The 13159-nt window shown below is 60.9% G+C and carries 14 protein-coding genes; 8 read left to right on the top strand and 6 right to left on the bottom strand.

What is annotated here, in order from left to right:
• The first annotated feature begins 115 nt into the window (after positions 1 to 115).
• Positions 116 to 286: a hypothetical protein gene (locus tag NKF26_RS02265; RefSeq protein WP_253233954.1), complete on the top strand. Its 171-nt coding sequence runs from the start codon at positions 116 to 118 to the stop codon at positions 284 to 286.
• Between the two features lie 23 nt (positions 287 to 309).
• On the opposite strand, the gene NKF26_RS02260 is transcribed toward NKF26_RS02265, so the two are convergent.
• Together NKF26_RS02260 and NKF26_RS02255 are read right to left on the bottom strand one after the other, a co-directional pair.
• On the bottom strand, positions 310 to 459 hold the full coding sequence (locus NKF26_RS02260; RefSeq protein WP_190303699.1) for a hypothetical protein: 150 nt from the start codon (positions 457 to 459) through the stop codon (positions 310 to 312).
• A gap of 561 nt (positions 460 to 1020) precedes the next feature.
• The gene (locus tag NKF26_RS02255) at positions 1021 to 2115 is read right to left on the bottom strand and encodes an aminopeptidase (protein WP_253233953.1); all 1095 of its coding nucleotides are present in this window, start codon (positions 2113 to 2115) and stop codon (positions 1021 to 1023) included.
• 106 nt (positions 2116 to 2221) lie between these two features.
• Between NKF26_RS02255 and NKF26_RS02250 the strand changes: the two genes are divergently transcribed.
• Entirely contained in the window at positions 2222 to 3238 is a 1017-nt protein-coding gene (locus NKF26_RS02250; RefSeq protein ID WP_253225100.1) for a low specificity L-threonine aldolase, read from the top strand.
• An 11-nt stretch (positions 3239 to 3249) separates the two neighbouring features.
• Here NKF26_RS02250 and NKF26_RS02245 read toward each other — a convergent pair whose 3' ends face one another.
• Positions 3250 to 3402, bottom strand: a complete 153-nt coding sequence (locus tag NKF26_RS02245) for a hypothetical protein (protein WP_253225099.1) — start codon at positions 3400 to 3402, stop codon at positions 3250 to 3252.
• 85 nt (positions 3403 to 3487) lie between these two features.
• Between NKF26_RS02245 and NKF26_RS02240 the strand changes: the two genes are divergently transcribed.
• Positions 3488 to 4138, top strand: a complete 651-nt coding sequence (locus NKF26_RS02240) for a winged helix-turn-helix domain-containing protein (protein WP_253233952.1) — start codon at positions 3488 to 3490, stop codon at positions 4136 to 4138.
• A 112-nt stretch (positions 4139 to 4250) separates the two neighbouring features.
• Here the strand turns inward: NKF26_RS02240 and NKF26_RS02235 are convergent, their stop codons facing one another.
• Positions 4251 to 4754 carry a metallophosphoesterase gene (locus NKF26_RS02235; RefSeq protein ID WP_253225582.1) on the bottom strand — a complete coding sequence of 168 codons (504 nt, stop codon included), beginning with the start codon at positions 4752 to 4754 and terminating at the stop codon, positions 4251 to 4253.
• A gap of 99 nt (positions 4755 to 4853) precedes the next feature.
• Between NKF26_RS02235 and NKF26_RS02230 the strand changes: the two genes are divergently transcribed.
• Together NKF26_RS02230 and NKF26_RS02225 are read left to right on the top strand one after the other, a co-directional pair.
• Positions 4854 to 5825 (top strand): cation diffusion facilitator family transporter, encoded by a 972-nt coding sequence (locus NKF26_RS02230; RefSeq protein WP_253225097.1) that lies wholly within the window; start codon positions 4854 to 4856, stop codon positions 5823 to 5825.
• A gap of 59 nt (positions 5826 to 5884) precedes the next feature.
• Positions 5885 to 8068, top strand: coding sequence for an ATP-dependent DNA helicase (locus tag NKF26_RS02225; RefSeq protein WP_369682113.1), 2184 nt, complete (start codon positions 5885 to 5887; stop codon positions 8066 to 8068).
• 24 nt (positions 8069 to 8092) lie between these two features.
• Here the strand turns inward: NKF26_RS02225 and NKF26_RS02220 are convergent, their stop codons facing one another.
• Together NKF26_RS02220 and NKF26_RS02215 are read right to left on the bottom strand one after the other, a co-directional pair.
• The gene (locus NKF26_RS02220) at positions 8093 to 8593 is read right to left on the bottom strand and encodes a 2'-5' RNA ligase family protein (RefSeq protein ID WP_253225096.1); all 501 of its coding nucleotides are present in this window, start codon (positions 8591 to 8593) and stop codon (positions 8093 to 8095) included.
• Between the two features lie 72 nt (positions 8594 to 8665).
• Positions 8666 to 9811, bottom strand: a complete 1146-nt coding sequence (locus NKF26_RS02215) for a hypothetical protein (RefSeq protein ID WP_253233951.1) — start codon at positions 9809 to 9811, stop codon at positions 8666 to 8668.
• Positions 9812 to 10161: 350 nt separating this feature from the next.
• Here NKF26_RS02215 and NKF26_RS02210 point away from each other — a divergent pair, with 350 nt between their 5' ends.
• The 3 genes from NKF26_RS02210 (at position 10162) to lysW (ending at position 13117) form a co-directional block, all read left to right on the top strand.
• Positions 10162 to 11331, top strand: a complete 1170-nt coding sequence (locus NKF26_RS02210) for an argininosuccinate synthase (RefSeq protein WP_253225094.1) — start codon at positions 10162 to 10164, stop codon at positions 11329 to 11331.
• Positions 11324 to 12802, top strand: coding sequence for an argininosuccinate lyase (argH, locus tag NKF26_RS02205; RefSeq protein ID WP_253233950.1), 1479 nt, complete (start codon positions 11324 to 11326; stop codon positions 12800 to 12802). The genes NKF26_RS02210 and argH overlap by 8 nt, the downstream gene beginning before the upstream one ends.
• 150 nt (positions 12803 to 12952) lie before the next feature.
• The gene (gene lysW / locus NKF26_RS02200; protein WP_066140665.1) at positions 12953 to 13117 is read left to right on the top strand and encodes a lysine biosynthesis protein LysW; all 165 of its coding nucleotides are present in this window, start codon (positions 12953 to 12955) and stop codon (positions 13115 to 13117) included.
• Positions 13118 to 13159: the final 42 nt, after the last annotated feature.

Below are 13159 nucleotides of genomic sequence, written 5' to 3'. Positions count from 1 at the left end.
CGCTCGAAGGTTGTTCGTCGTCCGGTAAATACCTCATCACCGCTGTTGGAGAGGAAACAAAGCCCTGCAGTGACAACCCCAGTATTCACACGGGTTCCTGTCGGACCTGAAGTCGATGACGGACTACAGCGTGCACGAACCGGAGTTCGACGGAACGACCGACGAAGACTGGAGCGCGCCCGAAGAGAGGGGTTTCGGTACGGACGACCTCTCGGATACCGCCAGTCACTTCGTTCTCTTGTCGTCCGGATTCGACGATTCCGACCGTTACGAAGTTTACCCGTGATTCTGACGCCGACCAGTCCGAAATTACAACAGTTCGGTGACGTTCTCGATGGCGTTTCGGCAGAACGGACAGCGATAGTTCGTCGAAAATCCGCTGGATTGGGCGACGGTTCTGGTTTCCAGTTCGTGAAACGCGATGTTCCGCCGACAGTCCGGACAGACAACTTTTGGCACGATTATTTCTATTCAACCGTAGCTACTTAACTCCAAGGTGCCACAACAAATATATATCAAATATTCGTAGCGTGCTGTTTCGAGAACGGTTAACCGGCGAAGAAAGAGTTCACACCTACAGGGAGTTCAGTATCAGTCCGTCTCGGACGGATTTTGAACCGAAAGATTGCGAACAGGCGGCACGACGGTTTGACGTGGAGGTGTGCCACACACCCGCCTCGGCCATCCACGGGGTAGTTTTCAGGAGATACGGACTCTGGGTTCGTTCCAGTATATAAACGTTCGTCGCGGTCGCTTGGTCTCGAATATCCGTAGTACGCGACGAAAACAACCCGTTCGTCTTGCGAGGCACAAAGCGCCTCGTCTCCCTCGCGGCTATTCCTCGAACCCGTCCTCGAAACGGAAGGTGCGCGTTGCACTTTTTTACGTCGTCGGGTCAGCAAAGCTGACCACTCCTCGCAAAAACCTGCACTAAAAACAACCCACTCGGTCGTATCACTCACGGCTCACTCCGTTCGCCGTTCGTCTTTCGAGGCGCAAAGCGCCTCGTCTCCCTCGCGGCTATTCCTCGAACCCGTCCTCGAAACGGAAGGTACCGTTGCGCTGGACGATTTCGCCGTCCACTTCGATGAACGAGTCCTCGCTCATGTCCACGATGATGTCCACGTGAACCGCACTCTCGTTCGGTTCCCGGTCGTCGGGGACACAGATATCGTAGGCCATGCCGACGGCGAGGTGGACCGTATCGCCCATCTTCTCGTCGAAGAGCATGTTGTAGGTGAATTCGTCGATGTCGCGGTTCATGCCGATACCGAGTTCGCCGAGTCTGCGTGCACCGTCGTCGGTATCGAGAACGCCCGCGAGGACGTCCTCGTTCTTGTCGGCGCTGAAATCGACGACCTCACCGTTCTCGAACTTCAGCCAGACGTTTTCGACGATGTTGCCCTGGTGGACGAGCGGCTTGTCGAACAGCACTTCTCCCTCGACCGAATCGGGGATCGGCGCGGTGAACACCTCGCCACCGGGGAGGTTGTTCTTGCCCTCGTCGTTGATGGTTTTCATGTCCGCCACGGACATCGTGAGGTCCGTCGTCTCGCCGGAGACGATACGAACTTCGTCGGCGGGGTCGAGGATTTCGACCATCTGCTCTTGGAACTCGCGCTGCTCGTCCCAGTCTTTGTTCATCGCGCTGTAAACGAACTCCTCGTAAGCGTCCGTGCTCATCTCGGCGAGTTGCGCGCTTCCGGGGGACGGGTACTGGGTGAGACACCAACGCGACGAGAGGATTTCCTGCTGAATCGGCTGGTACGCCTGTCTGTATGCCGCGTGGGTCTCGGCGCTAATATCGCTCATGTCGGAGGCGTTCTCGTGGCCCCGGATGTGAACGATGGCGTCCGACGCTTCGAACAACGCCTGTTCGTGCTCGGGGGTTTCGAGGGCATCCGCGTCGACCGAACGAAGGAACGCCGCTTGTTTCTTGTCCCGACGCCCGGCAGTGACGAGTGGGAACGCACCGCGCTCGCCGAGTGCTTCGGAGAGGGCAACCGCGAGGTCGTCCGAGACGGTCGGCGAGCGAACGACGACCGTATCGCCCGCTTCGATATCGAGAGAGTGGTCGACGATGGTTTCGGCATGGTTCCGAATTCGTTCGTCCATGTGGCAAAATTTCGTGGATACCGGAAACCGCTTTCGGTGTTCGCATCTCCGTCGATGAACTGCTTCTACCCTCGATTATTTGGTCGCCGCGGCGGAACGGTCGCGTATGATAGACCTGCGGAGCGACACGGTCACGAAACCGAGCGAGGAGATGCGTGCGGCGGCGGCCGAGGCCGAAGTGGGCGACGACGTCTACGGAGAGGACCCGACGGTCAACGAACTCGAATCCGCTGCCGCCGAACTTGTGGGGATGGAAGCGGCCCTCTACGTCCCGACCGGGACGATGGGCAATCAGATCGCGGCGCGCGTCCACACCGAACGGGGACAGGAGATACTGGTCGAACGCGAGAGCCACATCTACAAGTGGGAACTCGGCGGACTCGCCCAGCACTCGGCGCTGCAAGTCCGAACGCTCGACGGCGGCGACCGTGGAATTCCGACGCCCGAACAGGTTCGAGACGGCTACGTCGAGGCGGACGCACATCGACCCGGAACGGGATTGTTATCGCTCGAAAACACGCACAACAGCAAAGGTGGGGTCGCAATCGCTCCCGAGAAGATAGACGCCGCGGCGGAGGCGGCCCACGACCTCGGAATTCCGGTCCATCTCGATGGCGCACGGGTGGGTAACGCGGCCGTCGCCCTCGACGTATCACCGGCACGAATCGTGGAGAACGTGGATTCCGTGATGTTCTGTCTCTCGAAGGGTCTCGGAGCGCCCGTCGGGTCGATGCTCGCCGGAGACGAGGAGTTCATCGCGCACGCACGACGCGTTCGAAAGCTGCTCGGGGGAGGGATGCGACAGGTCGGTATCGTGGGCGGGCCGGGACTGCTCGCGTTGGGGAACGTCTCACGGTTGGCCGACGACCACGAGAACGCCCGTCTCCTCGCGGAGCGACTCGCGGACGTCGACGGCCTCTCGGTGCAACCACCCGAGACGAACATCGTCCTCGTGAACACCGAGCGAGCGGGACTCACCGCCGAGGAGTTTCTCGATCTGTGCGCGGACGAAGACGTCATTGGGTCGGCGTTCGGGCCACATGTCGTCCGATTCTGTACGCACTGGGACGTGGACCGTGAGAACGTCAAAACTGCCGCGGAGCGGATTCGAAACGCGCTCTGAGAGCGATTCGATTATCGCTGCCCTTTCTGAATACCTTCCTGAAATCCGGTCATGATCCGGCGGATGAACAGGTAGATGAAGAAGACGAAGGCGAGCATGATGACGAGAAGGCCGATGAAGAGCGGGTCGTGGAGTACCTTCCCGAAGATTCCGAGTGGTTCCATACCCCCCTGTATCAGTTGCCGAACCAAATTCGTTTCGCCGTGCCAGTGGCAAAGTTGATTGCCGAGCAGTTGCATACGCATAAATATGGCTGACCTCTTGCCCTCCAGTTCGGACGTGGAACCGCCGTCAGGTGGGTCCCCCCGAGTGCTCGGCGTGGACAGCGACGACGCGGACGATCTGCTCGGGGCGCTCTCGTCCGATACCGCGCGTGGTCTGCTCTCCGCACTGCACGACCAACCGGCGACGGCATCCGAACTGAGCGAGCAGGTGGACACCTCGCTACAGAACGCCCAGTATCACCTGAAGAAGTTGGAAGACGCGGACCTCATCACGGCCGTCGATACCATCTACTCCGAGAAAGGTCGGGAGATGAAGGTGTACGCACCGAGCGAAGGTCCGCTCATCCTCTTTGCCGGGCGGGAAGAGCAGACGACGGGATTGAAGGACGCGCTCTCCCGCGTTCTCGGCGTTGCCGTCCTGCTCGGCCTCGTGAGCGCCGGAATTCAGTACGCCGTTACGGAGGGACTGCTCGGTATCGGCGGAAAGGCGGCCGAGAAGACGGCCAGCGGTGGCGGCGGACAAGTGGGAACGTTCTCGACGGAATCGACCAACAGCGCGGGCCATGCGGCAAACGGCGTTTTGGCGACGATACCGCCGGGCGTGCTGTTCTTCGCGGGGGGAGCGCTCGTTCTCGTCCTCGGTGCAGTCGGGTGGTATTTCGTGCGGAACCGATAACTAAAACGCTTTTTTGAGCTTACCAAGAGTACATGATGACCAACCGCATACTCGGAAGTGGAGCCGCCCTGCTTCGGCCCTCCACTGGTACGCCATCAACTTACCAGCCCTCCTACACGGGGAACTCGGTTACGAGTTCTCCACTCATCTCGTAGACCCTCCCAGCGAAGCCCTTTCCCTCCGGTTCGAGTTCGATATGTGTCGGCCGATTTCCTCGTGGCTGTGCGTAACTGCCCGGATTGAGCAACAACATCTCGCCAGCCTGTTCCACGAGATGTCGATGCGTGTGTCCCGAGACGACCACGTCCGCATCGCGCTCCTGCCCGAAGAGCGAGAGTCCCGTACTTCCGCCGCGCCGACGATGCGTGAGCGCGAACCGAACCCCGTTTTCCTCGAACGTTCGCACGGCAGGGAGTCGGTCGGCGACCCCAGCCGTCGCGTTGTTGCCACGAACCGCGACCAACCGGGAGCTTTCGGCTTCGAACGCGTCGAGAACGGCTGTCGTCGTGAAATCGCCTGCATGAACCACGAGGTCCGCCCTTCGGACGGCTTCGAGCGTCCGTCCGGCCAGTTCGTGACCCGTCCTGCTGTGCGTATCGGAGACGATAGCGATCATGATTCGTCGTTGGTATCCCGTCGCCTTTCGTCTTCCGTCGAATCGAAGCGCGGCGCTCCGTCGTAAGGACTTTGACACCTCCTCGCCGCTAGTCGAGTAATGGCGAACAGCAAGTCCGTCGTGATAGCCGCCCTCCTCTCGAACGCGGCGATTGCCGTGCTGAAATTCGTTGGCTTCGTGCTTACACAGAGTCCGGCGATGCTCTCGGAGACGTTTCACTCCATCTCCGACACGGGAAATCAGGTCTTTCTCCTCATCGGAATCTGGTTTGGTGGACGAAAGCCGACGCGGGACCACCCATTCGGCTACGGCAAGGCACAGTTCTTCTACAGCTTTCTGGTGAGCGTCCTGCTCTTCGGTATCGCCGGTTGGGAGAGCGCAAAACACGGATACGACTCGCTTGTCCAGCACCACGAAACGGTCAGCGGGGGACTGGTTCACGTCCTCGGACAGTCGTTTCCACCGGTCTACGTGAACTACGCCGTCCTCATCGGAGCCATGCTGTTCGAGGGATATGCCTTCAGCAAAGCGTATCGCTCCACGAAACACGAAATCGAACGGCGCGATTGGAGCGGATTTCGGGAGGCGTTCCACAAGACGAGCAACGTCTCCACCCTGACGGCGCTCACCGAGGACACCGTTTCGGTCGCCGGTGCCGGGTTCGCACTGGTGGGTATCTGGCTGTCACAAGTCACCGGAAACCCGATCTACGACGCCGGTGCCGCGCTCCTCATCGGGTTGTTGTTGATGGGATTCGCCATCGCGCTGGCGTGGGAAAACAAACGGCTCCTCCTCGGCGAGAGCCTGCCCAAAGAGGAGGAAGACAGACTCCGCTCGGAGTTGGACGGGTGGGAGGGCGTCACCGAAATCATCGACTTCAGAACCGTCTACTTCGGTCCCGACCGCATCATCGTCACCGCCGACGTGGCGTTCGACCCGACGCTCGACACCGGGGAGATGGACGACTTGATAACCGACATCGAAGATGGGCTGTACGAAATCAACGATAGCGTCAAGAAAGTGTACATCGAACCGGAAGTGCAGGAGACGGCGGCGGAGTCGGTTATCTGAGACCGAGCATCTCTCCGATGGGCAAGGGTTTTTGAACTAAGACGCGAATATTCGGTATCGTGTCCACGACGAACGAGTACATGCGGTTCTTCCCGTACGACGCCCCCTACGACAACCAGCAGGAGGCGATGGACCGCATCTACAACGGACTGTCTCGCGGGCAGGACGTGCTCTTCGAAGGTGCGTGTGGGACGGGCAAAACCCTCTCGTCGCTCGTTCCCGCGCTCGAATTCGCCCGCGAGGAGGACAAGACGGTCGTCATCACGACCAACGTCCACCAGCAGATGCGTCAGTTCGTCACCGAAGCGCGCGAGATAACGCGCAAGGAACCGCTTCGCGCCGTCGTCTTTCGGGGGAAAGGGTCGATGTGCCACATCGACGTCGATTATCAGGAGTGTCAGGTACTCCGGGACAACACCTACGAGGTCGTCGACAAGGAACGCGACAAGAACGAACTCGAACAGCGACAGCGCGAACTGCTCGACGACATGCAGGAAGGCGACTCGACCGCCGCCGAGGCCCGTAGCGCGGTGATGGACGAACTCGAACAGATTCAGGACGAAGTCGAGAATCTCAAAGAGAAGAACATCTGCGAGCACTACTACAACAACCTCACCGCGGATAACGAGGAGTTCTATCAGTGGCTCTACGACGGGGTTCGAACGCCCGACGACATCTACGAATACGCCGAGCAACAGCAGTTGTGCGGCTACGAACTCTTGAAGGACGGGATGGAGGGTGTGGACCTGGTCGTCTGCAACTACCACCACCTGCTGGACCCGATGATCCGCGAACAGTTCTTCCGGTGGTTGGGCCGCGAACCGGAGGACGTCATCACAATCTTCGACGAGGCGCACAACATCGAGGGAACCGCCCGTGACCACGCCTCCCGAACGCTGACCGAGAACACCATCGACAGCGCGCTGGACGAACTTCAGGAGAGCGACGACTTTCGGAGCGAAGCGGGGTTCAACGTCCTCGCCGCGTTCCAGCGGGCGCTCAAAACGACCTACGACGACTCCTTTGGTTTCGGCGAGCGCGAATCGGTCGGCGAGAACTGGCAGGACGTGTCGGTCGCCAACGAGGACAAACGCGACGACCTGACGCTTGCCTTCCTACAGGAGTACGCCGGGAAGGGAATCGACGCGGAGTTGGACGACGCGCTCTCGCTCGCCAAGGAACTCGACCAGAAATACGAGGAGGCGTACAAGGAGGGCGACGCGACGACCCGAAAGGAGTGTCAAACCCTCCAAGCCGCCGCGTTCGTCAAATCCTACATGGACGAAGGGGCCGAACTCGGCCAGTATCCCGTCGTCGCGGTGCGCCGCGACGAGGGGACCGACGAAGTGTACGGACGGGCGGAACTGTACACCTGCATCCCGCGCGAGGTCACCCAAGCCCTGTTCGAGGAGGTGTACGCGACGGTGCTGATGAGCGCGACGCTTCGCCCGTTCGACGTGCTGTCGGACGTGCTCGGCCTGAGCGACCCCATCTCGCTGGCGTACGGGCTTCAGTTCCCGGAGGAGAATCGGCGAACGTTCGCGGCCGAGACGCCCGCCCTGTTCGCCAGCGAGCGGAGCAATCCCGAAACCCAGGACACCATCGCCGAGGTGCTGAACGACGCGATTCGGTTCACCGCCGGGAACACGCTCGTCTTCTTCCCGAGTTACGCCGAAGCCGAGCGGTACCGCGACCTCGTGCGGAACCGAACCGACGCGAACCTGTATTTCGACGAGGCCGGAACTCCCGCCGAGGAACTCCGCCAGCAGTTCACGGCGGACGGGAACGGCGCGCTGTTCACCTCGCTGTGGGGGACGCTGGCCGAAGGCGTCAGCTTCGACGGCGACGAAGCCAGAACCGTCGTCGTCGTCGGCGTGCCGTACCCGCATCTGGACGACCGGATGGACGCGGTACAGGACGCCTACGACACCGTGTTCGCCGACCGTTCCGGAAGAAATTCGGGTTGGGAGTACGCCGTCGAGATCCCGACGATTCGGAAGACGCGACAGGCGCTCGGCCGGGTGATCCGTTCCCCGGACGACTTCGGCGTCCGCATCCTGCTCGACAAGCGCTACACCGAGGGGAGCGTCCGGGAGATGGGCAAGTACAGCGTTCGAGAGACGTTCCCGCCGGAGGAACGGAAGGAAACCATCGACATCGACCCCGGAAAGCTCAAGTTCGCCATGCTGAACTTCTTCACCGACAAGGACGCGTGGGACGGCGAACCGCCGACGCCGCAGTAAAAGAGCGAACGAAGGTAGAAATTTTCAAGCCGGAAGCGAGATTCTCGCGGCGGCTTCTTCGTACTTTGCATCCCAGAGATGGAGTTCCGTGACGGTCCACGAAATCGGATCGGTTTCCCGTTCCGCGAGTTCTTGGGCCACCTCGATGTCGCCACCGCGCGCCAGCGTGACGTGAGGAACGTAGTCGTCGCCTTCCAATCCTTCGATGGTCTCGAACTCGGCGAGCAGTTCGCTATGAAGTTGTTTCAGACCGGGGCTTTCGACGGCGAGGTAGACGACCGGACCGTCACCACGCGCTGGCGTCTCGAAGTAGTCGATGCCCGAAACGTGCGCTTCAAACGCGGGCGTGCCGACGAGCGCGGTTCGGACCCGCATCGCCAATCGGTCGTAGTTTTCTTGATCTCCGAACCGTTTGACGACGAGCGTGTGCTGGTCGCGGACGCTGTCGAAGCCGTAGAGCGACGGACGGAGTTGCCCAGCGAGTTGAGCGATTTCGCCGGGAACCGGGACGTTGAGACTGTACACTGGTTGGTTCGAGACGCTTTAGTGGTATGAGGGTGGCGTTTGGCGTGAGAAAGAGAGGTCGTCGAAAGTCAGTCAGGTGGCAGTCGTGGTCGTCGTCGCTTTGGTGCCGTTCGTGCTGTCGTGATTTCTCCCTTCGGGATTCACCCAGAGGTCAGCTTTCCAGTGTTTCGTCTCATATCCGAGAGACAGAGTCCAGTGAGTGTGATTTATTCCCGGTTCGGTCGTCGCTGGGTGGTTGACCGTGATGTTCCCGACGGCTTTGTAGTGGAGATGGTCGGTGTCCTCGATATCGGAAATCGTGAGATAGGCGATATCCCCACGGCCGAGCGATTTCGGCAGTCGAACCGTTCCAATTGCAGTGGCGCTGTCGTTTATCAACGTGAGCGAAACGTTCGTTCCCGCCGGAATACGCTCACCGCCCTCGTGTTCGAGCGTGAACCTGCTCGCGCTTGTACGGACGGTCAGTCGGGGCACACCGTCTACCCATTCCGGCTTCGTCGGTGGATTCGAAACCAGAGAAAACCCGTAGTTGAAATCGACAGTCGCGGGACGCTTTCCGTCGGTGTGAATCGTTCCCGAGACATCGTGGATGAGACCGTCCTCGTCCACCAGTACGGTCGCTGAGAGTCTATCAGCGCCCGAAAACGTCGTGGAACCGTTGGATTCATACCGATACAACGTCGTTCCGTTTCGGGCTGTCGTTCCGTTCGCCACGAAGTCCGAACTGGCGATGAGCGATTCCATTCGTGAAGTGGTACGCTTCGTGATCTGCTGTCCCTGAGTGGACCTGGTGGAGAGATACCGACATTTTTCAGCGCCGCGTCGGCACTGCACGGTCATGTTGTCCGTGGAGTAACTCCGATACGATTCGGTTAGCTCCCGAGGTCCGAACGACCCGCCGCTCCCCTGTACCAGGGTTCGACCGCTACCAATGTGTACGGTCGTAGTCGTATTTTGCCACTTCACCGAAGCGGTTTGCTGGTTCGGCCGGACGCGAGCGTGCATCCGGTAGTTCGCCCCGCTGAGCGCCGCTTTGTGCGCCTTGACGAGTTGCTCGGCGTCGAATATCCACTGGCCGTTGGCTCCGGGTGGGTAGGATGCTGGGTGGTTGGCAGTTGTCTGTTGAGGATCCGATTGTGAGTCTGACCACGGCAGGAAGTTCGCACACCCGGCCGTAAGAACGAGGAGGGCGAGGAGGACGGGAGCAAGACGACGCATAGTCGACAATTCGTTCGATACGTAATAAATCTCGTTGAACAGAACCGCTGGCAATCGTTGCCGTCCCGAAAGGCTTTAAGCGGTATGCACCAGAAAGGTTTGATAATGTCGCGGACTCGCGCCACCGGGGTTTGCCCTCCGATGAGCGACGAGTCCGACCACGGCTCATTCTGCGTCCGACGACGACGACCGGGGCTTTTCTAGTCCCAATAATACCCATTCCACTCCGGCCGGTCGTTCGTTCAAAACTCACTCACGTGTGATTAACTCGTCTTTAGTCCATTTTCCACCTTTATTTCTCAGATTATTGAGAAGAATTTAAGTATCTGTAGCCCTTGGCAACTCATACAATGAAAACGGTTGCACTCGCCTTCTCGGGCGGACTCGACACGACAGTATGCGTCCCACTCCTCGAAGAGGAGTACGACTACGACGAAGTCATCGGCGTCACGGTGGACGTCGGTCAGCCCGAAGAGGAGTTTGCAGAGGCGGAGGAAACTGCGGAAGCACTGGATTTGGAACACTACGTTATCGACGCCAAGGATGCATTTGCGGAGCAGTGTCTGGATGCGGTGAAGGCGAACGCGACGTATCAGAGCTATCCGCTCGGAACCGCGCTCGCACGTCCGGTCATCGCAGAAGCCATCCTCGACGTGGCGAAGGAAAACGACTGTGACGCCGTGGCTCACGGCTGTACCGGCAAAGGGAACGACCAACTGCGCTTCGAGGCGGTCTGGCGCGCCTCCGATTTGGAGGTCATCGCCCCTGTGCGCGAACTCGGCCTGACCCGCAAGTGGGAGATGGGCTACGCGGACGAACACGACCTGCCCGTGGAGGGTGGCAACGAGGGCGTCTGGAGCATCGACACGAACCTCTGGAGTCGCTCCGTGGAGGGCGGCAATCTGGAGGACCCCGGCTACGTCCCGCCAGAGGAGATTTACGAGTGGACCGAACAACCGAGCGCGGAAACCGAACTCCTCGAAATCGAGTTCGAGGACGGCAAACCGGTCGCCATCGACGGCGAATCGATGGGTGCCGTCGAACTCATCGAGTACCTGAACGAGTTCGCCGGAAAGCACGGCGTCGGTCGCACCGACCTGATGGAAGACCGCATGCTCGGCCTGAAAGTCCGCGAGAACTACGAGCACCCCGCCGCGACGACGCTACTCAACGCCCACGAAGCGCTCGAAGGACTGGTGCTGACGAAGGAAGAGCGCTCGTTCAAGACGGGCATCGACCAGCAGTGGGCCGAGAAGGCCTACGAGGGACTGCTCTCCGCGCCGCTCGTGGACGCCCTCGACGGCTTCATCGACACCACGCAGGAGAAAGTCACCGGCACGGTCACGATCAAGTTCGAAGGCGGACAGGCCCGCGCCGTCGCCCGCGAGAGCGAACACGCCGTCTACTCCGAGGACGCCGCCTCGTTCAACACCGAGACGGTCGGCAAGATCGAGCAGGCCGACGCGACGGGCGTCGCCAAATATCACGGTTACCAGGCTCGCATCGCGAACGATGAGTAAGGGAGACGGAGCGGAGAGCGAAGAAAACCAACTCACCGGGGACGGCGACGTCGTCCGCGGCGACCGCTTCAGCGGCGGTCCCGCCCGCGGGTTCCTCTCGTCACTCGCCGCGGACGAACGCATCTTCGCGGCCGACCTCGACATCGACCGCGCGCACGTCGTGATGCTCGCCGAACAGGGGATCATCGAGGACGAAATCGCGGGCGACATCCTCACCGCGCTGAACGTGGTCGAGGTGAACGGGCACGACTCGCTCCCCGAAGGCGAGGACGTCCACGCCGCCATCGAGACGGCCGTCGTCGGAGAGGTCGGTCACGACGGCGGGAAGATGCACACCGCCCGCAGTCGGAACGACGAAGTGGCGACGTGCATCCGCTACCGCCTCCGCGAGGACGTGCTCGCGCTCCTCGAAACCACGCTCGCGCTCCGTTCGGCGCTCCTCGAAGTCGCCGAATCGAACGCGGAGACGGTGATGCCGGGATACACGCATCTCCAACCAGCCCAGCCCACGACCGTCGGGCACTTTCTCGCGTCCTACGAGCAAGCTGTTTCCCGCGACACGGCGCGTCTGCTGGATGCCTACGGGAGGATCAACCAGTGCCCGCTCGGCGCGGCGGCGTTCGCGGGAACGCCGTTCGACGTGGACCGCGAGCGCGTGGCGGAACTGCTCGGCTTCGACGCACTTCTCGACAACTCGATGGACGCGGTTTCGACCCGCGACTTCCTCGTCGAGACGATTGCGGCGGCGGCGAACCTCGCGACGACGGTGTCCGGATTGGCCGAGGACCTCGTGATCTACTCGAACCGCGGGTTCGTGGAACTCTCGGACGACTATGCGTCCACGTCGTCCATCATGCCACAGAAGAAGAACCCCGACACCTTGGAACTCGCCCGCGCAGTCGCGGGCGACGCTCACTCCGGACTGTCGGGACTGTTGACGACGCTAAAAGGACTGCCGCGCGCGTACAACCGCGACCTGCAACGTGCGACCCCGCACGCGTGGGACGCCCTCGACGCCGTGATCGACGCGACGGACGTCGCTGCCGGTGCGGTGGCGACCGCGACGTGGAACGAGGACGCACTCGCGGACGCCGCGGGGGAGGGCTTTTCGACGGCGACCGGCGTCGCCGACCTGCTGGCGATGTGCGGCGTGCCGTTCCGCACGGCCCACGAGGTCGTTGCGACGGCGGGAGCGGGCGACTACGATGCCCTCGATGCTGCCGCCGAGGAAGTGCTCGGCGCACCGCTCGCCGAGTTCGTCGCACCGGAGGAAGTCGAATCGGCGCTCGACGTGGAAACGAGCGTCGCCATGCGCGATTCGGTCGGAGGCCCGGCGGCCGAGACGGTCGTCGAAGCGCTGGCGAACGCGAGGGCAACGCTCGTGGCCGACGAAACGACGACGACCGAACTCGCCGAGTCGCTCGAAGCGGCCGGTGAAACGCTCCAGATGGAGGTAAACGACTATGCCTGAACTACCGCGACCCCCGCGTGGGGAATTACTTGATTACTAACTCAGAACCGCGGTATAAGCCTTCTACTCCCGTTAGACGGTAGTCCGAGCTTTTCTTTCATTATTAATAACGATGGATTTAAGTCCGATAGGACGATACGGAAGAGTACAATGGTAGAATGCGTTGAGTGCGGAGCCGATGTGGCTTTGCACGACGATCTGGAAACGGGTGAAATCATCGACTGCGGCACCTGCGGTGTCGAACTGGAAGTCATCGACGTGAACCCACCAGTCCTCGACCGAGCGCCGGAGCTCGAAGAGGACTGGGGGGAGTAAATTGCAGCGCGCAAATACGCACCATTTGCTGGCTCACGCTCA

It is taken from the genome of Haladaptatus sp. AB618 (assembly GCF_024136965.1).
In the GTDB taxonomy this organism is placed as follows: Archaea; Halobacteriota; Halobacteria; order Halobacteriales; family Haladaptataceae; genus Haladaptatus.
Note: the sequence above shows the minus strand (reverse complement) of the source record. Positions and strands in the feature narration are given on the sequence as shown.

Bases quoted from the DNA above. Each gene is read 5' to 3' on its own strand.
- NKF26_RS02250 (WP_253225100.1), top strand. From the start codon at position 2,222: ATGATAGACCTGCGGAGCGACACGGTCACGAAACCGAGCGAGGAGATG.
- lysW (WP_066140665.1), top strand. From the start codon at position 12,953: ATGGTAGAATGCGTTGAGTGCGGAGCCGATGTGGCTTTGCACGACGAT.
- NKF26_RS02230 (WP_253225097.1), top strand. From the start codon at position 4,854: ATGGCGAACAGCAAGTCCGTCGTGATAGCCGCCCTCCTCTCGAACGCG.
- NKF26_RS02210 (WP_253225094.1), top strand. From the start codon at position 10,162: ATGAAAACGGTTGCACTCGCCTTCTCGGGCGGACTCGACACGACAGTA.
- NKF26_RS02265 (WP_253233954.1), top strand. From the start codon at position 116: ATGACGGACTACAGCGTGCACGAACCGGAGTTCGACGGAACGACCGAC.
- NKF26_RS02255 (WP_253233953.1), bottom strand. From the start codon at position 2,115: ATGGACGAACGAATTCGGAACCATGCCGAAACCATCGTCGACCACTCT.
- argH (WP_253233950.1), top strand. From the start codon at position 11,324: ATGAGTAAGGGAGACGGAGCGGAGAGCGAAGAAAACCAACTCACCGGG.
- NKF26_RS02215 (WP_253233951.1), bottom strand. From the start codon at position 9,811: ATGCGTCGTCTTGCTCCCGTCCTCCTCGCCCTCCTCGTTCTTACGGCC.
- NKF26_RS02235 (WP_253225582.1), bottom strand. From the start codon at position 4,754: ATGATCGCTATCGTCTCCGATACGCACAGCAGGACGGGTCACGAACTG.
- NKF26_RS02245 (WP_253225099.1), bottom strand. From the start codon at position 3,402: ATGGAACCACTCGGAATCTTCGGGAAGGTACTCCACGACCCGCTCTTC.
- NKF26_RS02240 (WP_253233952.1), top strand. From the start codon at position 3,488: ATGGCTGACCTCTTGCCCTCCAGTTCGGACGTGGAACCGCCGTCAGGT.